Here is a 19,567-nt window from a genome sequence, read left to right as displayed (position 1 = left end):
CGATGATCTACCTGTGCCTCGGCGGGCTCCACATCAAGCTCCCCACGAAAACCTGAGGAGTAGCATGTATGTGCGATGGGCATTCGGGGTGCATGAGCGAGCACACCACATCAGCACCACAGGAAAACGCCGAAAAGGACACCTCGGAATGGGTCACCGGGGACGAGCCGATGACCGGCCCACAGCGCAGCTATCTGCACACCCTGGCCCAGGAGGCGGGAGCCGAGGTTCCCGACGACGTCACCAAAGCCCAGGCATCGGACCTCATAGAAGAGTTGCAGGCCAAGACCGGGCGTGGATGACAGCGACCAGGACGAATGTGCTCCACCACCGAATGGTGGTGGAGCACATTCGTCTTGGCGTCTCAGGACGACGCGACCTCGGTGGCCAGCCGGGACAATGTGTCATCGAGCTGCCCCTGCGTGACCAGCGGGAACTTCACCTTCTCCAGTAGCTTCTTGTCCGTCACCTTCGACCAGTCATAGGTGTGGCGCACCAACGTGTCGTTCGGCCCCTGAGATTCCAGTTCCCACAACCATTCCCAGCCGGGAGGCTCGGTACCGGCCGGTGCGGTCTGCCAGGCGAGCAGCTTGTCCTTGGCATAACCGGTGACGTGGTTGTCGGTCTGGTATTCCCCGCCCATGTGATCACCCTGCATGTTCATCGTGAACACCTCGCCCACCTTCTGAATCCGGTCGGCGTGATCCACGCTGCGCACGAATCCGGAGCCGTCGAGAGCGGGGTGACGGTGCGGATTTGACAGCACATCGAAGACCGCCGCCACCGGTGCGGCGATGGTTCGTTCCACAGTGACTTTCTCGTTGTCGGTCATAGGTTCACACTGCCCAAACTCGCACGATCGGAAACTACGGATGGCTTCGTCGGTGCAGATGCCGAACGATCACCGCCGTTGCGCGTGTTCGGCACGGGCGAGTTGTACTGTGCTGGCCATGCGCACACCCAGAAACCCCGACGGTGATGCACCGCTGTGGAAGCGGATGGCGTTCGAACTCAAATGCGCCGTCAAACGCCAGATCGCGCCGAAAGGGGTGCCCGTCACTCCACCCGACGAGCCCTATCTGATCGTCGCGATCCTCGGCCAGTCGAACGCCTACGGAATGGGTCTACCGCTGGACCCCGACGGCGCCGACCGGCCTCACCCCCGCGTGCACCAATGGGCCAACAGCGGCCCGTCGAAGAACACCGTCGTGCTCGGCGCCGACCCGCTGTTCCACGAAACTCCGGCTCGGCGAGTCGGTTTCGGAGTCACCTTCGGCAAGGCTCTCGCGGACGCGACCAACAGGGCCGTCCTGCTGGTGCCGTGTGCCCGCGGAGACACGTCATTTCACCCGAAGAACGGCTACACCTGGGACATCGCAGACACCACCACCCGCCGCAATCTGTACCGCGAAGCGGTGCGTTCCATCGACTCCGCGCTGGCTCACCGGCCCGGCAGCACGGTCGCGGCCGTGCTCTGGCACCAGGGTGAATCCGATGTGCCCCTCATGTCTGCGCCGGAGTACCAGCGACATCTGGACGCGCTGTTCGACGATCTCCGCGCCCGGTACGGCAAGGACACCCCCATCATTCTCGGCGGCATGGTCCCCGAGGAAATGGAACGCAGCGGCAAGGACTATCCGCCCATCGACGCCGTGCACCGTGACACGCCCAATCGCCGACACCGCGCGGCCTTTGTGCCGGGCAATCGCGGAATGTTCAACAGCGATGTCGACCGGCACTACAACGCCGCGGGAATCCGCGCAATGGGCCACGACATGTGGCTGGCCTATCAGCGCATCGCGGCCGACGATCTGGCCGAGTACCGCCGCTGAGTCACGGCGGCCTCGGCACCTGAGGGTAGGAAACCTACGGCGAGTCAGTCCAGATCGAACCGGTCGTTGTTCATGACCTTGACCCACGCCGTCACGAAGTCCTCGACGAACTTCGTCTGGTTGTCCTGCTGGGCGTACACCTCGGCGATCGCCCGCAGCACGGAGTTGGAGCCGAAGACCAGATCATTGGCGGTCGCCGTCCACTTCACCTCGCCGGTGGCGCGGTCGTATCCGGTGTAGACATTCTCGGCCGACTCCGAACCCTTCCACTCGGTTCCCATGTCGAGCAGGTTGACGAAGAAGTCCGTCGTCAGTGCACCCGGCCGGCTGGTGAACACACCGTGCTTGGTCCCGCCGTGATTCGCACCGATGGTCCGCAGTCCACCGATCAGCGCGGTCATCTCCGGAGCGGTCAGGTCCAGGAAATACGCCTTGTCCACCAGCAACTGCTCCAGCGCCGCCTTCTCACCGGGCCGGACGAAATTGCGGAAGCCGTCGGCTTGAGGTTCCAGCACCGCAAAGGACTCCACATCGGTGTTCTCCTGGGTGGCATCGGTGCGACCGGGCGCGAAATGCACCGTGACGTCGAATCCGCCGTCCTTTGCCGCCTTCTCGATGGCCGCCGATCCGGCCAGCACGATGAGATCGGCCAGCGAGATCTTCTTGCCGCCCTCTGCCGAGCCGTTGAAGTCCTGCTGAATCTTCTCCAGCACCGGCAATACCTTGTCCAGCTCGGAGGGCTCGTTTGCTTCCCAGTTGCGTTGCGGCTCAAGCCGAATACGTGCACCGTTGGCACCACCGCGCTTATCGGTACCGCGGAAACTCGAGGCGGCACCCCACGCGGTCTTCACCAGTTGAGGCACCGACAGCCCGGATTCGAGCACCTTGCCCTTCAAGTTCGCGATATCGGACTCGTCGACCAACGGATGGTCGGCTGCGGGCACCGGGTCCTGCCACAGCTGCGGCTCGGGAATCCACGGACCGAGATAGCGGCTCACGGGGCCCATATCGCGGTGCAGCAGTTTGTACCACGCCTTGGCGAAAGCTGCGTTCATCTCCTCTGGGTGATCCAGCCAACGCCGGGTGATCTGGCCGTAGATGGGGTCGACCCGCATGGACACATCGGTGACCAGCATCGTGGGTTTGCGGGGCGGCCCGCCGAACGGGTCGGGAATGGTGGCCTCGGCGTCCTTGGCCTCGAACTGCCAGGCGCCCGCGGGGCTCTTGGTCAGCTGCCATTCGTTGCCATACAGGATCTCCAGATAACCGTTGCTCCATCGGGTGGGGGTCGCCGTCCAGACCACCTCGAGCCCGCTGGTCACCGTGTCGTTGGCGTTGCCGGAACCGAAAGGACACTTCCAGCCGAGCCCCTGCTGCTCGATGGGCGCACCCTCGGGCTCGGGGCCGACGTTGACGTCGGCGGCACCGTGCGTTTTGCCGAGCGTGTGACCGCCGACGATCAGCGCCGCGGTCTCCTCGTCGTTCATGGCCATTCGACCGAATGTCTCCCGGATGTCGTGGGCCGCGGCCAGCGGATCGGGCTTCCCCTCCGGACCTTCGGGATTGACGTAGATGAGGCCCATCGTGGTGGCACCGAACGGCGCGGCCAGGTTGCGATCGCCGTCGCTGCTGCCGTCGTAACGTTTGTCGGTGCCCAGCCAGGTGTCCTCCTGACCGTAGAGCACCTCCTCAGGCTCCCAGATGTCCTCACGGCCGAACCCGAAGCCGAACGTCTCGAAACCCGCCGATTCAAGCGCGACGTTGCCTGCGTAGACGATCAGATCGGCCCAGGACAGCGCGTTGCCGTACTTCTGCTTGATCGGCCACAGCAGCCGCCGCGCCTTGTCCAGGTTGGCATTGTCGGGCCAGCTGTTCAGCGGCGCGAAGCGCTGGGCGCCCTGACCACCGCCGCCGCGGCCGTCGTAGATGCGGTAGGTGCCCGCCGCGTGCCAGCTCATCCTGATGAACAGCCCCGCGTAGCTCCCATAGTCAGCGGGCCACCAGTCCTGGGATGAGGTCATCAACGCCAACATGTCGGCCCGCAACGCCTCGAGGTCGAGCTTGGCGAAGGCCTCGCTGTAGGAGAAATCGGCGCCGAGAGCATTGCCTTTGGGGTTCTGCTTGTGCAGTACCGAGACATCGACCTGTCCCGGCCACCAATCCTGGTTGGTCAGCGGCGCATGCGATTTCGGCTTCGGCGAGTCGATGACGGGATTCTCGGACTCACTGCCGCTGTGAGTCTTGGTATCGGAATGCGGAGGCCGGGCATCAGAGGTGTCGGACATGGACTCGCCTTTCGTCGGGTTTCGTGCGGGCTGCACAACGTCGTCGCGTCGATCAGGAAGATCGCTTTCGTACACACTCGGGGCACAGACCCCAGTAGATGACTTCGGCCTCGTCGATCTCGAACCCGAGATCATCGGAGGCCGAGAGGCATGCCGCCTCGCCGACCGCACAGTCGACGTCGGCGATGGTCCCGCAGGACCGGCAGACCAGATGATGATGGTTGTCGCCGACCCGCGACTCATAACGGGCGGTGGCGCCCGCAGGTTGGATTCGGCGCACCATCCCCACGGTGGTCAGCGCACCGAGGGCGTCATAGACGGTCTGCCGGGAGACATCGGAAAGAACCCGACGGGCAGCAACGAAAATCGTATCCGTATCCGCGTGCGGATTCTCCTGGACAGCGTCCATGACCACCAGCCGGGGCCGCGTGACGCGAAGTCCGGCCGCTCGCAGAATTGTCGCGCATTCTCCAGCGTCAGCCATCACGTTTCAGTGTGACCCCTTATGTGGACGCAATCAAGAAATCGGCGAAAAACGTTGTGGTTCTGGAAGAGACATGCTTTTAGTCAAGACACTGAGCGAACACACAGATCCGGGCGGCGATCGTCGATATGATGAACGCCGCCCGGAGTCATTCTAGTAAACCGCTGTCCGATAACGGTTTTCGTCGGTGTGTTGGTAAGTGCCCCTGCGGATCGGGCGGATTGTCCGCGGAGCGCCCGGTAGCCGCATCGCGAACATGGTCGAGGGTGGCGGTCACCATGCCTACCGTTTTGAGGATGCCGGCGCTCGGCGGCGTGCCGGGATGAGGCCCCTCGTCGATCCGGTCGCTCAGCTCGTCGCCGCGTGTTGCTCGTGGGTGAACGGCTTGTCACCCTCGACCGCGGGTTGACCATCGGGATTGCGCTCGGCCCCGGTATTGGCGCGCAACGATGTCCCCAGCCACTGCCGCTCGGGGTCCTCGACGTAATCCCACTCGATTCCCTCGGGCCACGGGCCCTGACCTTCGTTCCACGGTCCGCGCACGGATCCGTCACCGTTGCTCATGTTGAAGGCGACGTTCTGGAACCGTGGATCGCCCGGCAATTGTCCGGGCGGGAAGTTCACCGGCAGCTCGTTGAGCGCAGCGGTGAACTGCTGGTAGTGCGCGATCTCCCGAGTCATCAAGAACGTCAAGGTGTCTTGGACGCCGGGATCATCGGTGAACTGCTTGAGGTACTCGTAGACGACCTTGGCCCTGGACTCGGCGGCGAGGTTGTTGCGTAGGTCCACCGTGGGATCACCGTTGGCGTCGACGAACGCCCCGGTCCAGTTGTTACCCGCGGAGTCCTTCACACCGGGACCGCCACCGCTGAGGACGAGGAACATCGGATTCACGGCGACCTGGTGGATGGCCTGCTCCTTGCCGGTCTTGCTGGCCACTGCCGGCATCCAATCGCAGCGCTCGTGGGCGACCTTCAGATTGTCGTTGAGGCCGTCGAGCAACATGGTGATCGTGGTACCGACTATCTCGAGGTGACTGAGTTCCTCGGTCGCGATATCCATGAACAGGTCGTACATCTTCGGGTTCTTCTCGCGCAGGACGAACGCCTGGGTGAAGTACTGCAATGCTGCGGTGAGTTCACCGTTGGCGCCGCCGAACTGCTCCATCAGCAACGACGCGAATCGCGGATCGGGCTCGCTGACCCTGACTTCGAACTGCAGATCTTTGTTGTGAGTGAACATATCGCCTCCCGGCACGGTTGACCGTGATCCGCGACCGGGCACTCGGTCGCGGACATCACTGGCTGTATGGCCACAGATCCAACTGGGCTGTAGATCGCGGTAGCCGGGTGTACCCGAGGCCGGGAGGCCTAAACACCGACGCGACAGCATCATGCACATGCATCCAAAGCCGTTGTCCGCCAGCTACTTGACCGCTTTGCGAATAAGGCATGCCGACGAATACTCTGGTCCACGTGGAGTCTTGGCACGCCGGTAGGCTCAGTACCCGACAGGCCGAACAGGTCGAAAGCTGGTTGTCCGAACCGCGCGTGATCGCCGATATGAGTTGGGACCAGCACAGCACCGTTGTACTCGACGTCCAAGCCTCTCATGCCCGGTTGGTGATCAAGGCCGCCGGACCCACCGACCATCACATCGTCCGGGAGATCGCGGCCTACCGAACCGTCGCCGATGCCCTGAGCCGAACCGGCCATGCTCCACGGCTGCGCTACCAGGACGACAACGCGAAATTGCTTGTCATCGATCACCTACCGGGCGAGCTCGCGCAGGGATCGGCAGCCGAGTTCGCTGCCGCGACGCACCATGCCGCAGGACAGCTCCTGCGCACCCTCCACGATGTGGGACACCGCGCCGACCCGGACTGGGAGACCGCCGAGGTCGCCAAATCGCTTGCCTGGCTGGACAAACCGCACCGCATAGCGCCCCGCACCGAATCGGCCCTACGGCAAATCCTGCGAGATCACCGCTGCCGACCGGTGACGGTGGTGCCCACGCACGGTGATTGGCAACCCAGAAACTGGTTGGTCGACTCCGGCACCGTCCGCGTCATCGACTTCGGTCGATTCGCCTGGCGACCGGCCGCCACCGACTTCTGCCGACTGGCCGCCCAACAGTGGCGCGCCGATTCCGCCCTGGAGTCCGCCTTCATCACCGGTTACGGGGCCGACCCCCGTGAGCCCGACCGCTGGCCCATACTGGCGTTGCAGCAAGCGATCGGGACTGCCGTTTGGGCCTACCAGGTCGGGGACAGCGATTTCGAGCGGCAAGGGCACCGCATGATCGACGACTCGCTGTCCGCGTTCTGAACCGGTCGCTCCAGCTAGCGCAACGCACCCAGATTCTGGACCGACTTGCGCACATCGGACGTCAACATCTTGGCGACCAGCGTCCCGATGGGCCCACTGAGCAGGCCGCCGGATAGCTCGGCCTGCAGGTGAAGAATGGATCCGGGGTCGTTATCGGAGACCTCCATGGTGAGGGTGATGTGCACCCCGCCGCGACCGGACCCGCGCATACCGATCAGCCGCGGCTCGTCGTAGTCGGTGACCTGCCAGTGGATCGTGTTGCGAAATCCCTTCACCTTGATCAGCGACGAGACCTGTGTTCCGACGTCGATCACCGCGGGTGGAGGACTGCGCCAGCCACCGAAAATGGTCAGCCATTCGTCGAAGCGCTGCAGGTCAGACGCTAGTTTCCAGGCCTGCTGTGGTGTCAGATCCGACGAGACCGACACATCTACTTTCGCCATTTCGACTCCGCATGGTTGGGGCTGTAGAACCCCCGGGTTACCCGATCTCCCGGTGCGCCACCACCGTGACCTGAGTCACACGTCCCGCTGTGCGTGCTCGTTTTCGTCGACATCCACCTGTTCTACATCCACCGGTTCTACGTCCACCGGTTCTACGTCGCCACGGCGCACTCGTACCCGGAAGCGCTTGGTGCCCCAGGTGTCCGAAACGGTGAAATGAACCCGCTTCGGATTGCCGAACACCGTGGTGGATGCCACCGTGCCTATCGTCCCCTCCGGTACGACAGGCACGTCGATACCCTCCAGTCGGCGGCACGCCGCCACCGTGTCGCCCGCGCGAAAACCCGTCATGAGACTCCCCCCTCGACTGTGTATCCCCACGTACAGATTGGCCGCACTCGGCACCGGATGCAACCGATTAACGTTCCCCACGAGCATCATTGGCGTGCCGGCGCCCGTTTTCGACGCGATGGTTCGACCCATTGCGCGGACACCTACGCGTCACGGTCCGAACTGCCGCAGGTAGCGTGACCGGGGTGAACTTCACCCGTCTGCCCTCCGTTGTCACCATGGCGGCCTGCGCCGCTGCCGCTGCCGCTGCCATGACCCTGGCCGCCTGCGGTTCCGATACCGACGCGCCGGCGGCGAATTCGTCGACGGCCTCGGATGTGTTCAGCCCGCCGAGCGCTCCCGCAGTCCAGCCCACAGCAACATCCGAGGGCTGCCCGACCACGCCGGCGCCTGCCGGCGGTACCCCCGAGTGGACCCTGTCGGGCACCACAGGCAACGTGGCGGTCATCGGGTCGACCGATACTGCAGCGCCGTCGGTGACCGTCGACGGACCGTTCAGCGTGACCGAAACGCAGGTACAGACGCTCAAGCCCGGCGACGGTCCGGTTGTCGCTGAGAACGCCACGGTGCTGGTTTGCTACATGGGTGTCAACGGCCGCGACGGATCGGTCTTCGACAGCAGCTACAAGACGGGCGCTCCGGTGGACTTCCCGCTCGACGGCGTCGTCACCGGATTCCAGAAGGCCATCGCCGGCCAGAAGGTCGGATCGACGGTCGCGGTGGCGATGACTCCGGAGGATGGCTACCCCGAGGGCCAACCGGCAGCCGGCATTCAGAAGGGCGACACCCTGGTGTTCGCGATCAAGATCCTGGACGCGATGAGCTGACCCGGGCGGTCAGCGGGCGCGTCGAGCCAGCTTGGCAGGCTCCATGACATAGATCGTCTTGCCCTGCTGGCGGATCCACCCACGGTTGGCAAATTCCGACAGCGCCTTGTTGATGGTCTCGCGCGACGACCCGACCAGCTGCGCCAGCTCCAGTTGGGTGAGTTCGTGATCGACGCGTAGTCCGTCCCCGTCGGGGCGACCGAACCGCTTCGTCAGATCAAGCAGTTGTTTGGCCACCCGGCCCGGCACGTCGGTGAAGATCATGTCGCACAGATCGTCGTTCGTGCGCCGCAGCCGGCGGGCGAGCACCCGCAGCAGCTGCTCGGCGATCTGCGGACGTTCCGCGATCCAGGCGCCGAGCGCCTGCCGCGGCACCGCAGCCACCCGCACCTCGGTCAAGGTGGCCACGGTGGCGGTCCGCGGCCCAGGGTCGAACAGTGCCAACTCGCCGAACGTGTCTCCGGGACCCATCACCGCGATCAGACTCTCCCGGCCGTCGGCGGTACGCCTGCCGACCTTCACTTTGCCCTCGACGAGCACATACAACCGGTCTCCGGGCTCACCCTCGACGAAGATGGTGTGGTTGCGCGGAAAGCTCATCCACTCCAGCTCTTCGCTCAGGGTTTCCATCGCCTCGGCATCGACATCGGCGAAGATCGCGGTGCGGGCCAGAACCGCGTTCATCGGCGTGCACCCGCTGCCGATGCGCCGGGAACGCCTTTGCGTGCGGCCAGATGAGAATTACTGCAGGTCCGGGTCAATTCGTAGCTCCGAGCGGTCAGGTGCGGCGCGGCCCGGAACGTCTGGTCGACCCGCGAGGTGATGGCATGATCATATTCATGTTCCAGTGCACCCGCGCCAGCGCAATCGGGCGCCGCTTGATTCCGGTCACCGCATCGACCCTCGGCGTACTGGCCGCCGTTGCGCTGGCTCCCGGTGCGGCACCGCACGCGGCGGCGGCACCGGCCTGCGCCGATGTCGAGGTGGTCTTTGCCCGCGGCACCGACGAAGCGCCCGGTGCAGGCAGTGTCGGCACTGCCTTCGTCGATGCGCTGCGGGCACAGGTGACCGGGAAGACGGTGGACAGCTACGCGGTGAACTATCCGGCCAGCAACAACTGGCCCACCGTTGTCCTGGGCGTCAACGACGCGGCAGACCACATCCGGACGGTCGCTGCCGACTGCCCGGACACCAGCATTGTGCTCGGTGGTTACTCGCAGGGCGCGGCCGTCGCGCAATTGGTCACCGCCGACCCACCGGCCATCCCACCCAATTCGTTCGCACACGGAACCACCACGGAACTCAGCGCCGATATCGCCGAGCGCGTCGACGCGGTGCTGCTTTTCGGCAAGCCCAACGACCGGATGCTCTTCCTCATCGGCCAACCCAACGTACCGATCGGCACCAACTTCGTGTCGAAAACCCTTGACCTGTGCGCGATCAACGATGCGGTCTGTTCCGACGGCCTCGATCCGGTGGCCCACCAGACCTACATCGTCAACGGCATGGTGACCGAAGCCGCAACGTACGCCGCAGCACGCATCTGACCCGTTCATGGCCGCTTTCCCGGCGAGGTGGTGCTAGCAGGTATCGGTTATGCGCGCCCGCAGCAATGTGCGACGGGCGGTGATGCGGAATCCTTGAATCCACCACGACCCTCGCTCCCGAAGGACCGCCATGACTTCCGCACTGTTCGAACGTGTTCGATCACTCCGTGTTCACCATCTGGCCGGCACCGTCGTGTTGTTGTGGGCGGTGGCGATCAGTCCACTGGTGTCGGCACGGGCAGTTGCCGCCCCGCCGGCCTGTTCGGATGTCGAAATCGTCTTCGCGCGCGGCACTTTCGAGGCACCCGGCATCGGGGCGACCGGACAATCCTTCGTCAACGCCCTCACCCCGCTCCTCGGCGGTGCATCGGTTGATGTCTACCCGGTCGACTACCCGGCATCGCTGGATTTCCAGGCTGCGGCCAATGGCATCGCCGATGCCAGTAACCGCATTCAACACATAGCCAACAGTTGTCCGGCAACCAAGATCGTGCTCGGCGGCTACTCACAGGGTGCCGCGGTCGCCGGTTACACCACCTTCGATGCGGTGCCGGCCGGTCTTGCCCTCCCTCCCGGCTTGGCCGGACCGATGCCTCCGTCCGTGGCACCGCATGTGGCCGCCGTGGCATTGTTCGGCACACCCGACAACTGGTTTCTCAATCTGGTCGACCGCACTGCTCCACCGATCACGGTGGGTCCGCTCTACACAGCCAAGACCATTCAACTGTGTGCACCCGGTGATCCGGTGTGCGCGCCAGGCGGCCTCGACCGCGCCGCACACAGCGCATACAAGGACAATGGGATGGCCGTTCAGGCAGCGGATTTCGTCGCCGCTGCGCTGGCGAGAACACCGTCGTCGGACTGACGCCGCAGGGTGCTGCGTCCCGATTCTCGTTTGCTCGCCAGGGTGTCCGCTAGGAGCATCGCGGGTAGCATGCCGCGCATGGGGATTGGCCGAGAGCTCCGGGTGTGGACAGTTTGCGCGCTCGCGGCGTCGGCGCTGGCAACCGGCGGAGCACCGCACGCGGGGGCGGCAGCCTGTCCCGATGCCGAAGTCGTGTTCGCCCGCGGCAGCGATGAGCCACCTGGTCTCGGGAGCACCGGGCAGGCTTTCGTCGACGCGCTGCGCGCCCAGTCCCCCGGCAAGACAATCGACTCGTATGCCGTCAATTACCCGGCCACCGGTGATTTCGACAACCGCGCGGTCTTCCCGTCCACGATGTTCGACGGTGTCGCCGACGCCGGTGCCAGGATCCGGGCGACGGCAGCGAACTGCCCGAACACCCGGTTCATCCTCGGCGGCTACTCACAGGGCGCGGCGGTGGCGGCCTATGTCAGCAGCTCCGACATCCCGGCAGCGGTGACCGATCGCATCGCCGGCGTGGTGCTGTTCGGCAAACCATCGGCAGGGCTGCTGTCCCGGTATGGCGCCCCAGCGGCGAACATCGGATCGCAGTACGCCGGGCGGTCGCTGGATCTGTGTGCGCCCGGAGACAACATCTGTGACGGATCCTCGCCCGCATCGCTGCTCGGATCTCTGGTGCACGTCACCTATCCGGTCAACGGACTGGTCGCTGCTGCCGCTGCTGCTGCCGCGGGTCGGCTGGCCTGAGCCGATTCGGTTCGCCTGTCAGCGTGCGGGCGCTGTTTCGGTAGCAAATGGCAGGGGTACAGAGGGGCAAGTCGCCATCTGCCAGCAGGCGGGCACGGCGAATCACCGAAGGAGCGCCCGATGAGCCTTGGTCAATCCGCCCGATTTCTCGGCGCTGGAGTTTTGCTGACAGCCGGACTGGCGGTCGGAGCGGCACCCGTGGCGGCCGCGGAACCGGCCTGTCCCGATGTCGAGGTCGTCTTCGCCCGGGGGACGTCCGAAGCACCGGGTGTCGGTGGGACAGGTCAGGCGTTCGTCGACGCCCTGCGCGCCCAGACGCCGGGGAAGTCGGTCGCTGTCTATCCGGTCAACTACCCGGCAAGCAGCAACTTCACGGATCGAATTCCGTTTGCGCAGAACGTCGTCGATGGCGTGCGCGACGCTGGGTCACACATCCAGGCGACCGCAGCCTCCTGCCCCGACACCAAAACTGTGCTCGGTGGCTTCTCACAGGGTGCGGTGGTCGCGGGATACGTCACCGCCGATGCGGTACCGCAAGGAGTTCCGAGCGAGTACCTCTCCTACCTCCCGAGTCCGCTACCCGATGAGGTATCCGACCATGTAGCTGCGGTTGTGCTGTTGGGCAATCCGTCGCAGGCATTCCTCAACCAGTTCGGTGCGCCCATCGGAACCATCGGTCCGCGGTACGCACCGAAGACCATCGAGCTGTGCGCCCCGGGTGACACGATCTGCGACGGCACCCCCAGCGCCATGCCGTCCATGGCGCATGCCGTGTACGGCATCAACGGAATGACCAACGAGGCAGCTTCCTACGTTGCCGCGCGGGTCATGCCTGCAGCGTGACCGTTCGCTCAGCCCGATGATGCGATCATCGAGCGGTGGAATCCACGAGGATCGACCGGTGGCTGTGGGCGGTCCGGCTGACCAAGACCCGGCCCGACGCCGCGGCTGCCTGCCGGGGCGGGCACGTGCGGGTGAACGATCGCGTCGCCAAGCCGTCGACGCCGGTGGTGCCCGGAGATCGGGTGCAGGCTCGGCTGGGTGATCGTCAACGCGTCGTCGAGGTGGTCCGGGTGATACAGAAACGGGTGGGCGCCCCGGACGCCGCCACCTGCTATCTGGACCGTACCCCGCCGGCCCCGGCGATCGTCGAACCCGCCGTTGCGGTACGGGACCGCGGTGCGGGCAGGCCCACCAAGCGCGAGCGGCGGGAGCTGGAGAAATGGCGCTCGGGCCTGCGGTGAGCGCTACTGGTTGGCGATGATCATCGGTGGTGGCGGCGGCCCCACCGGCGCTGGGGGCGGCGGCGGTGCCGCCGGATGCGGCACTTCGGCGGGCGCAGCGCCTGGGGCACCGATGGGCAGCACATCCGCGGGCGGGGCGGGGTCGGAAAGCGACACGAACCCCGGTGGCAACGGCGGACCGCCCACTCCGGGCGCGCGCTCGAGAGCCGGGGTCGAGGACGCGGGATCGGTCAGCGACGTGTAGCCCGGCGGCAGCTTCGGTGCCGGGCCGGCCCCGGGTGGAGCGCCGCCGGGTGCGGCGCCCGGATCGGCCACGAGCGCCTCCATCGGGTTACCGGTCTGGAAGGCTCGCCAGAGATCTCTGATGTAACCACCGGCCCCGGGCGTCTGCCCTTGGCCGTAGACCGGATTGCTGATCTCGGGTACCGGCGGTGCGCCGGCCGGCGGCGGAGCTGGTGCGGCCACCGGCATCTCGCCGGGACCGAGAACCACGGGCTGTCCCGGCGGCACCGGCTGGCCGGGCGGGACCGGCGGGGGTTCGGCGCCGGCAAGGCCCGCCGTCGTCAGGGCCATTCCGGCCAGTGCACCCGCGACCGCGAGTCGCAGGGCCGACAGCCCTCGTTCGGTGATCACCGCTGTTCGTCCTCTCCGGTCATGCCTCGTCCGCGTCGTGATGTCGTCGGGCATGCCTGCGAGAAGGCTAGCGTCTCCAGGCTCAGGCGTCACACGATGCGCAAAGGTGCCGCCCGCCCTCATCGCGGTTCACGTGGATCCGGATCGCTGTTCTCGTCGGCCGGGTCGTCGGCTCGGTCCGTGGTTTCCGGCTCCAGGGCGACACTGCGCGCGCGTACGGCTTTGCCGCCCGAGGAGGCACCATCGGCCGGCTGTAACCGCACAACCCTGCCGACCGCGCGACGAAGACCCGGTGGTCCTTCGATCCGCACGAAGTCACCGACGCGGCCTGCTCGATAACGCAACGGTGACCCCAGCAGCTCGCCCATCACCACGCCGCTGCCGATGGCGAGAGCGATGGCGACCGCAGACAGTAGCTGTGCGATGCCGTCGATATAGCGCTCGTCCACCGCAAAGAAGAACACCGACCGGAAGACGGCCAGCCCCGGCAGCATGGGGGTGATACCTGCTGTGGCGATGACCAAGGCCGGCGCCTGGCGACGGATGGAAAGGACGGTCGCCAACAGGCCGACGCCGACCGAGGCGATGCCGGTGGCGAAGACGACACCGAACTGTGCGTGCCCGAGTCCGATCAGCACTGCCTGCGCGGTGCCTGCGGTTGCCCCGGCGGTCAGCACCGATCGCAGAGGCGCGTAGGACGCCAAAGTGAGGAACACGCCGGCCAGGGCCGCGCCCAGCACCGCGATCCCGACCTTCAGGGGGCCGCTTGGCACGATGATCGATTGTGTTGCGTCGATGTGCAATTCGATCTGTATGCCGGCAAGGTTGGCGATCTGCAGACCCGCGACGATGCCGGCCACAATCCCTGCGGTGAGGAACAGCGCATCCCCCAACCGGCCGACGGCGGTCACCATGTGTCCGGTCAGTGCGTCCTGAACGGAACCGACCAGGGTCATGCCGGACAAGAGCATCACGATCCCGGTGGCGACCAGCGCCGTCGGGTTCTGATCGGCGAACCGGTAGGCGGCCACCGCTACCAAGGTGGCGATGGCGGCGCCGACGGCATGCTGGAAGAAGAACGGGGTGCCCACGCGGTTCAGCAGCCGGCCGATCCGGTCGATGACCGCCGATGTGGCCGCCGCCAACAGGCAGATCTGCCAGGTGCCGCCGAGCAGCATCGCGATACCGAGAGCAAAACCTGACCAGCACGCGGTGGCCATCCACCGCGGATATGGATGCGGACGTTCACTGAGCTCGTCCATCGCGTCATGAGCTTGCTCGACGGTGACACCGCCCGCGGTGATCCGCCGGACCAGGTTGTCCAGTTCGGCGAGCCGCGTGTAGTCGGTCGCTCGGTGCCGGACCGCCCTGACGATGGTCAACGGCGGGCTGTCGGCGGTGGGCAGCGCCGAGACGATGATGGTCGAAAAGGTGATGTCGACGACGCAGTCGGTGAGTTGATATGCCTGGGCGACATCTTGGGCGGTAGCCACGATGTCGGCGGTTCCCGAGCCCGACGACAGCATGACCTCGGCCAGCCGGATCGTCAGGTCGAGGACCTTACGGGTGTGGACATCGCCGACCCTGTTGGTGCTGCGCCGCCGCTGGCCTGCAATCGGGGCCGGATCGCGACGCCCACGCAGTGCGCCGCGGAGACCGCGGCGCAGAAGACGGCTGTGCGCGGTGTCTTCCGGGTTATCGGGAGCCATTGTCGACACCATACTGACGTTGCCTGCCGCAGTGGAAACCCCGTACCGGCATCGTGCACACGAGATGGGATACCGGTAACGGCAAGGGGTTTCCGATCATTCGGTGCGGAACGCCAAAAGCCCCGCGGCCCGGTGATCGGGTACCGCGGGGCTTCTGTACGAAAGGGTCTAGATAACCGAGACCGCGACGGCCTGGGGGCCCTTGGCGCCCTGGGTGATGTCGAACTTCACGCGCTGGTTCTCTTCCAGGCTGCGGTATCCGCTGGACTGGATCTCGGAGTAGTGGACGAACACGTCCGCTGCGCCGTTGTCAGGAGCGATGAAGCCGAAGCCCTTTTCGCCGTTGAACCACTTGACGGTTCCTTCAGTCATGCTGTTTGTTCTCTCTTCTTCGAACTTTGGCTGCCGTCATGCAGCCAAGTATGGGGGTACGACCGCGAATGATCATTCGTGTCGCGGTCGAAACGGGGTGTGCGATCGCCGGCACAGGGCTGCAATGGGGTGGAACTGACACCCGGCCGCGGCTCGGCCGAACACAGACACGCCGCCTTACAGTTGCGACGTACCAACACAGCGTACCCAGTGGACGCCGACATCGCCTAATTTCCGACGATTATTCTGGCGCCCCTGTCGCGCCGGGGCGGTCCAGACGGTCCAGACGGTCCAGATTGTCACGAAACCTGCCCGCGGACAGAATCTGCGCACCAGCCCCGCGCGCTCGTCGGGCCAGCGTTGCGTCCGAGGTGATGACGACGATGTCGTGCGGATGCTCATCGGCGTCCAACAGGCGGATGATCTCGTCATCGGCGGAATCGGCCGCCGCCGCCGGGGCGCTCGTCACGGTGAGCACCGAGGAACAGATGGGAAGCGGCCGCTCCAATACAACGGTCACCTCGGCGCGCTCGCGTTCGGCGAAGATCTCCAGTCGCTGGACGAGCGCCGCCAACGCGGCCTGCCGATCGCGCCACCAACCATCGGGCCGGGCCCCGATGACGTTCATCGCATCGACGAGATAGCGCACCCGGGTGACGGTACGCCCAGCGCCTGCTCGGCGGCGCGACGAGCACGATTGATGACTTGACACCTGTCAAGTACGCTGACGGCATGCTTGTTCAGGACGTTCTGACGACCGTGCCGACCTCCACCGGCGAAGCGACCGCCCTCTTCGATGCCGCCCCGGCAGTCGAGCCGGACTTCATGTTCGGCACGTGGCAGGGCGCCGAGTTGCCGACCGCTCATCCCATGGATGGGCTCCTGGAAGCCAGCGGCTGGTGGGGTAAGCAGTTCATCGACGAGGAGAACGTGCACCCGTTGTTGTTCCCCAAGGACGGCGGCACCGCGCTGTGGGCGCTGAATCCGGTGCTGGCATTCGGCGGCCTCGGGCTGGCGACCAAGGTCCCCGCCGTTCGCAATCTCTCACTGGTGCAGCCCATCTCGGCGCTCCGCCCGGCACTGCGCACCAAATCGGCCAAGGCGCGGCTGCGCACCACCCGCTACCGCGGCGTCGACAGTGCGACGATGATCTACGACAACCTGCCGATCAACGACGTCTTCCGAAAGATCGACGAGGACACCGTTATCGGCGCCATGGACTACCGCGGCGGACGCCGGCCGTACTTCTTCGTGTTGCGCCGCAACAATGCGTTGTCGGTGCACTGATTGTCGGTGCACCGACACCTCGCGAGCAGACGGTTATGCCCCCGGAATCGGTTGATTCCGGGGGCATGAGCGTCTGCTCGCCGATGAGGCGGCGGGCCAGGTCAGGCGATGATGCGCACGAGATAGGGCGTCATGCCCGAGGTACGCACCGGCGACACGGTGACACCGGAATCCCCGGTCTCCAGCATCTGGCCGTTGCCGACGAACAACGCAACACTCTGGGTACCTTCTGGCCCGAAGAAGATCAGATCCCCCGGGAGCGCCTGCGCGGGCAGCACCTTCTGGCCGACCTTGTACATCTCCCCCGATGACCGCGGAAGCTTCACGCCGACGCCGGCGAAGGCGTAGACGATGATGCCGGAGGCGTCGAAACCCACGACGTTGGTGGCCGGTGCCGGCGCCGCCGGGGTCGCCGGCAAGCCCGGGACCGTCGCCGCGGCCGGCGGAGCCAGACCGGGGAAGTTCAGCCCTGGAACACCACCCGGGATGGGGTTGGCCACCGGATCGGCAGCGTCGGGAGGCGTCTCCCGCACGACGCCGAGGGTGGGGCCGTTGGCGTCGCCGCCGCCGTAGGCGAAAGGCACACCCCGCTGCGACAGTGCACGCGCGATCACGTAGTCCACGGCCTGTTGGTTACGTGCCGGACGCGTGTTGAAGGAATCGGCGGACGCGACGCCCGGACTCACTGCGAGCATCGCCAGACCGAGCACCAGGGCACAGAAGCTTCTCATCGCTAGTGTCTACTCATTTCCGGACGGCACATACGTCGGCGCCGAATTGACGCCCACTGGTGCTCAATCTAGGTGAGCTTTGCGGCTGGCGCCCAATCCAACTGCGGCACAACGGCAATGAGATATGCATCCGTGACCGGATGGTGATTCAGGACCCGATTTCGTGACGCAACCGGAACGCTTTCGATACCGGTCGGTGAGCCCGGACAGCAAGCGGCGCCAGCAGGCTCGGCCTGCCGGCGCCGTCAACGATGCTGTCTACTGCAGCGCAGCCAGGGCTGCGTCGTAATCCGGCTCCTGGGCGATCTCGGGGACCAGTTCGGTGTAGGCGACGTTACCGTCGGCACCCACGACGACCACCGCGCGACCGAGCAGGCCGGCCATCGGACCGTCGGTGATGGTGATGCCGTAGTCCTCGCCGAAGCTGTCCCGGAAGGCCGAGGCCGTCACGACGTTCTCGATGCCCTCGGCACCGCAGAAACGCTTCTGCGCGAACGGGAGGTCCTTGGACACATTGAGCACCGTGGCACCGGTGGCCGCGGCGCGCTCGTTGAAGGTGCGGACGCTGGTGGCGCACACCGGGGTGTCGACCGACGGGAAGATGTTGAGCACGACTGCCTTGCCGCTGAACTGGTCATTGCTGACCGGTCCCAGATCGGTGCCGGTCAGGCTGAACGCCGGTGCCGCGGAGCCGACGGCAGGCAGTTCACCGGCGGTGTTGATGGGGTTTCCCTTGAGCGTTATCTGTGCCATGGCGATCAGTCTGTCACAGTGATCCCGCCGGTTTCGTGGCAGCATCGACGGGGTGATCGACCTGCCCGAAGGGGTCCGCGCGATGGCCGCCCGCGGCCCCGAATGGCAACGCTGGATCGATGTTTTGCCGACCCGCACCGCGGCCGCTGTCCAGGACTGGAACCTCGCCATCGACGGAGCCGCGCAACACGGCTTCTGCTCGCTGGTGTTGCCGGTCCGAACCGCTGACGGAGTGCCGGCAATGCTCAAGATCGCGTTCCCCGACGACGAGTCCGAGCACGAGCATCTGGCGTTGCGCCGCTGGGGCGGTGTCGCGACAGTGCGGCTGCTCAGCGCCGACCCGCATCGGCGGGCTCTGTTGCTGGAACGGCTGAAGGAACAAAACCTCAACAGGGTGTGGGACATCGAGGCCTGCGAAATCGTGGCGGGACTGTACGGGCATCTGCATGTACCTGCCCTACCTCAGCTGAGTCCGCTGGTCGGATTCATCGAGAAATGGAACGCGGATTTGGCCGAACTGCCACGCAGCGCGGCGTTGCCGCACCGATTGGTGGAACAGGCGTTGAGCCTCGGCGCCGACCTGGTGCGCGACCCGGCCAGCGGCGGCACCCTGATCCACGGCGATCTGCACTACGAGAACGTGCTGGCCGCCGACCGCGAGCCCTGGCTGGTGATCGACCCCAAACCGATGAGCGGCGACCCGCACTACGAGCTGGCACCGATGCTGTCCAACCGATTCGACGAGTTGGAGGGTTACGTCCGCGAGGGCGTACGGCGGCGGTTCTACACGCTGGTCGATGCCGCCGGACTCGACGCCGACCGGGCCAGGGCCTGGGTGATCATCCGGATGATGCACGACGCAATGTGGGAGCTCACCGAGAACACCGTCCCCGATGGCCGCTACCTGACCATGTGCGTGGCCATCGCCAAGGCGGTGCAGGACTGACGCTCGGCCGGCCGATCTTGTCGGTGTGCCAAAGTAGAATCGCCCATATGTTCGAACGGTCGGGGCTGTCGGAGCTGAGCGATGAGGCGCTCATCGCCGAGGTCACCGATGCCACCCGTGCTGAGGCGGCCGCGGCGGCCCGGCGGCTGGCCGCGATCGCCGAAGTCACCGCACGGCACTGCGA

Annotated in this window: 24 protein-coding genes and 1 pseudogene; 11 read left to right on the top strand and 14 right to left on the bottom strand. The window is 65.8% G+C overall.

Going from position 1 to position 19,567, the window contains the following annotated elements:
• Nucleotides 1-92: 92 nt before the first annotated feature.
• Nucleotides 93-302, top strand: a complete 210-nt coding sequence (locus tag G154_RS08810; RefSeq protein ID WP_019514780.1) for a DUF3072 domain-containing protein — start codon at nt 93-95, stop codon at nt 300-302.
• A gap of 62 nt (nt 303-364) precedes the next feature.
• Here G154_RS08810 and G154_RS08805 read toward each other — a convergent pair whose 3' ends face one another.
• The gene (locus tag G154_RS08805; protein WP_019514781.1) at nt 365-832 is read right to left on the bottom strand and encodes an SRPBCC family protein; all 468 of its coding nucleotides are present in this window, start codon (nt 830-832) and stop codon (nt 365-367) included.
• A 118-nt stretch (nt 833-950) separates the two neighbouring features.
• On the opposite strand from G154_RS08805, the gene G154_RS08800 reads away from it, so the two are divergent.
• Nucleotides 951-1,832: a sialate O-acetylesterase gene (locus tag G154_RS08800; RefSeq protein WP_081649959.1), complete on the top strand. Its 882-nt coding sequence runs from the start codon at nt 951-953 to the stop codon at nt 1,830-1,832.
• Nucleotides 1,833-1,876: 44 nt separating this feature from the next.
• Here G154_RS08800 and katG read toward each other — a convergent pair whose 3' ends face one another.
• From katG to G154_RS08785, 4 genes and pseudogenes are all read right to left on the bottom strand, one after another.
• Entirely contained in the window at nt 1,877-4,117 is a 2,241-nt protein-coding gene (gene katG, locus G154_RS08795; protein ID WP_019514783.1) for a catalase/peroxidase HPI, read from the bottom strand.
• 52 nt (nt 4,118-4,169) lie between these two features.
• Nucleotides 4,170-4,601 carry a Fur family transcriptional regulator gene (locus tag G154_RS08790; protein ID WP_023985821.1) on the bottom strand — a complete coding sequence of 144 codons (432 nt, stop codon included), beginning with the start codon at nt 4,599-4,601 and terminating at the stop codon, nt 4,170-4,172.
• A 148-nt stretch (nt 4,602-4,749) separates the two neighbouring features.
• Nucleotides 4,750-4,929 (bottom strand): annotated as a pseudogene (locus G154_RS27075) (hypothetical protein); the annotation flags it as partial.
• Between the two features lie 20 nt (nt 4,930-4,949).
• Entirely contained in the window at nt 4,950-5,843 is an 894-nt protein-coding gene (locus tag G154_RS08785) for a manganese catalase family protein (protein WP_019514785.1), read from the bottom strand.
• A 233-nt stretch (nt 5,844-6,076) separates the two neighbouring features.
• Between G154_RS08785 and G154_RS08780 the strand changes: the two genes are divergently transcribed.
• Complete coding sequence (locus G154_RS08780) at nt 6,077-6,928, top strand: phosphotransferase family protein (RefSeq protein WP_019514786.1); 852 nt, start codon at nt 6,077-6,079, stop codon at nt 6,926-6,928.
• A gap of 14 nt (nt 6,929-6,942) precedes the next feature.
• Here G154_RS08780 and G154_RS08775 read toward each other — a convergent pair whose 3' ends face one another.
• Together G154_RS08775 and G154_RS26355 are read right to left on the bottom strand one after the other, a co-directional pair.
• The gene (locus G154_RS08775) at nt 6,943-7,371 is read right to left on the bottom strand and encodes an SRPBCC family protein (protein WP_023985823.1); all 429 of its coding nucleotides are present in this window, start codon (nt 7,369-7,371) and stop codon (nt 6,943-6,945) included.
• Nucleotides 7,372-7,446: 75 nt separating this feature from the next.
• A complete protein-coding gene (locus G154_RS26355; protein WP_131701299.1) occupies nt 7,447-7,854 on the bottom strand; it encodes a hypothetical protein in 408 nt (135 codons plus the stop codon).
• 86 nt (nt 7,855-7,940) lie between these two features.
• Here G154_RS26355 and G154_RS08765 point away from each other — a divergent pair, with 86 nt between their 5' ends.
• On the top strand, nt 7,941-8,549 hold the full coding sequence (locus tag G154_RS08765; RefSeq protein WP_031601514.1) for an FKBP-type peptidyl-prolyl cis-trans isomerase: 609 nt from the start codon (nt 7,941-7,943) through the stop codon (nt 8,547-8,549).
• A 9-nt stretch (nt 8,550-8,558) separates the two neighbouring features.
• Here G154_RS08765 and G154_RS08760 read toward each other — a convergent pair whose 3' ends face one another.
• Nucleotides 8,559-9,233 (bottom strand): Crp/Fnr family transcriptional regulator, encoded by a 675-nt coding sequence (locus G154_RS08760; RefSeq protein WP_019514790.1) that lies wholly within the window; start codon nt 9,231-9,233, stop codon nt 8,559-8,561.
• Nucleotides 9,234-9,376: 143 nt separating this feature from the next.
• On the opposite strand from G154_RS08760, the gene G154_RS08755 reads away from it, so the two are divergent.
• From G154_RS08755 to G154_RS08735, 5 genes are all read left to right on the top strand, one after another.
• Nucleotides 9,377-10,096 carry a cutinase family protein gene (locus G154_RS08755; RefSeq protein WP_019514791.1) on the top strand — a complete coding sequence of 240 codons (720 nt, stop codon included), beginning with the start codon at nt 9,377-9,379 and terminating at the stop codon, nt 10,094-10,096.
• Nucleotides 10,097-10,226: 130 nt separating this feature from the next.
• Nucleotides 10,227-10,961 carry a cutinase family protein gene (locus G154_RS08750; RefSeq protein ID WP_019514792.1) on the top strand — a complete coding sequence of 245 codons (735 nt, stop codon included), beginning with the start codon at nt 10,227-10,229 and terminating at the stop codon, nt 10,959-10,961.
• A 78-nt stretch (nt 10,962-11,039) separates the two neighbouring features.
• Complete coding sequence (locus tag G154_RS08745) at nt 11,040-11,708, top strand: cutinase family protein (protein ID WP_023985824.1); 669 nt, start codon at nt 11,040-11,042, stop codon at nt 11,706-11,708.
• A 120-nt stretch (nt 11,709-11,828) separates the two neighbouring features.
• On the top strand, nt 11,829-12,551 hold the full coding sequence (locus tag G154_RS08740; protein WP_023985825.1) for a cutinase family protein: 723 nt from the start codon (nt 11,829-11,831) through the stop codon (nt 12,549-12,551).
• Between the two features lie 35 nt (nt 12,552-12,586).
• A complete protein-coding gene (locus tag G154_RS08735; protein WP_019514795.1) occupies nt 12,587-12,952 on the top strand; it encodes an RNA-binding S4 domain-containing protein in 366 nt (121 codons plus the stop codon).
• A gap of 3 nt (nt 12,953-12,955) precedes the next feature.
• Here G154_RS08735 and G154_RS08730 read toward each other — a convergent pair whose 3' ends face one another.
• The 4 genes from G154_RS08730 to G154_RS08715 form a co-directional block, all read right to left on the bottom strand.
• Nucleotides 12,956-13,585, bottom strand: coding sequence for a hypothetical protein (locus tag G154_RS08730; protein WP_019514796.1), 630 nt, complete (start codon nt 13,583-13,585; stop codon nt 12,956-12,958).
• A 119-nt stretch (nt 13,586-13,704) separates the two neighbouring features.
• Nucleotides 13,705-15,294 (bottom strand): threonine/serine exporter ThrE family protein, encoded by a 1,590-nt coding sequence (locus G154_RS08725; protein WP_019514797.1) that lies wholly within the window; start codon nt 15,292-15,294, stop codon nt 13,705-13,707.
• A 168-nt stretch (nt 15,295-15,462) separates the two neighbouring features.
• Nucleotides 15,463-15,666: a cold-shock protein gene (locus tag G154_RS08720; RefSeq protein ID WP_019514798.1), complete on the bottom strand. Its 204-nt coding sequence runs from the start codon at nt 15,664-15,666 to the stop codon at nt 15,463-15,465.
• 241 nt (nt 15,667-15,907) lie between these two features.
• Nucleotides 15,908-16,315, bottom strand: coding sequence for an NYN domain-containing protein (locus G154_RS08715; protein ID WP_023985826.1), 408 nt, complete (start codon nt 16,313-16,315; stop codon nt 15,908-15,910).
• 83 nt (nt 16,316-16,398) lie between these two features.
• On the opposite strand from G154_RS08715, the gene G154_RS08710 reads away from it, so the two are divergent.
• Entirely contained in the window at nt 16,399-16,953 is a 555-nt protein-coding gene (locus G154_RS08710; RefSeq protein WP_019514800.1) for a DUF4334 domain-containing protein, read from the top strand.
• A gap of 101 nt (nt 16,954-17,054) precedes the next feature.
• Here the strand turns inward: G154_RS08710 and ripD are convergent, their stop codons facing one another.
• A complete protein-coding gene (gene ripD / locus G154_RS08705; protein ID WP_019514801.1) occupies nt 17,055-17,684 on the bottom strand; it encodes an NlpC/P60 family peptidoglycan-binding protein RipD in 630 nt (209 codons plus the stop codon).
• Nucleotides 17,685-17,942: 258 nt separating this feature from the next.
• Nucleotides 17,943-18,437 (bottom strand): thiol peroxidase, encoded by a 495-nt coding sequence (gene tpx, locus G154_RS08700; protein ID WP_023985827.1) that lies wholly within the window; start codon nt 18,435-18,437, stop codon nt 17,943-17,945.
• A 52-nt stretch (nt 18,438-18,489) separates the two neighbouring features.
• Between tpx and G154_RS08695 the strand changes: the two genes are divergently transcribed.
• Nucleotides 18,490-19,383: an aminoglycoside phosphotransferase family protein gene (locus G154_RS08695; RefSeq protein ID WP_019514803.1), complete on the top strand. Its 894-nt coding sequence runs from the start codon at nt 18,490-18,492 to the stop codon at nt 19,381-19,383.
• Nucleotides 19,384-19,567 lie beyond the last annotated feature (184 nt).

This window comes from Mycobacterium sp. VKM Ac-1816D (genome assembly GCF_000416385.1).
GTDB lineage: Bacteria > Actinomycetota > Actinomycetes > Mycobacteriales > Mycobacteriaceae > Mycobacterium > Mycobacterium neoaurum_A.
Note: the sequence above shows the minus strand (reverse complement) of the source record. Positions and strands in the feature narration are given on the sequence as shown.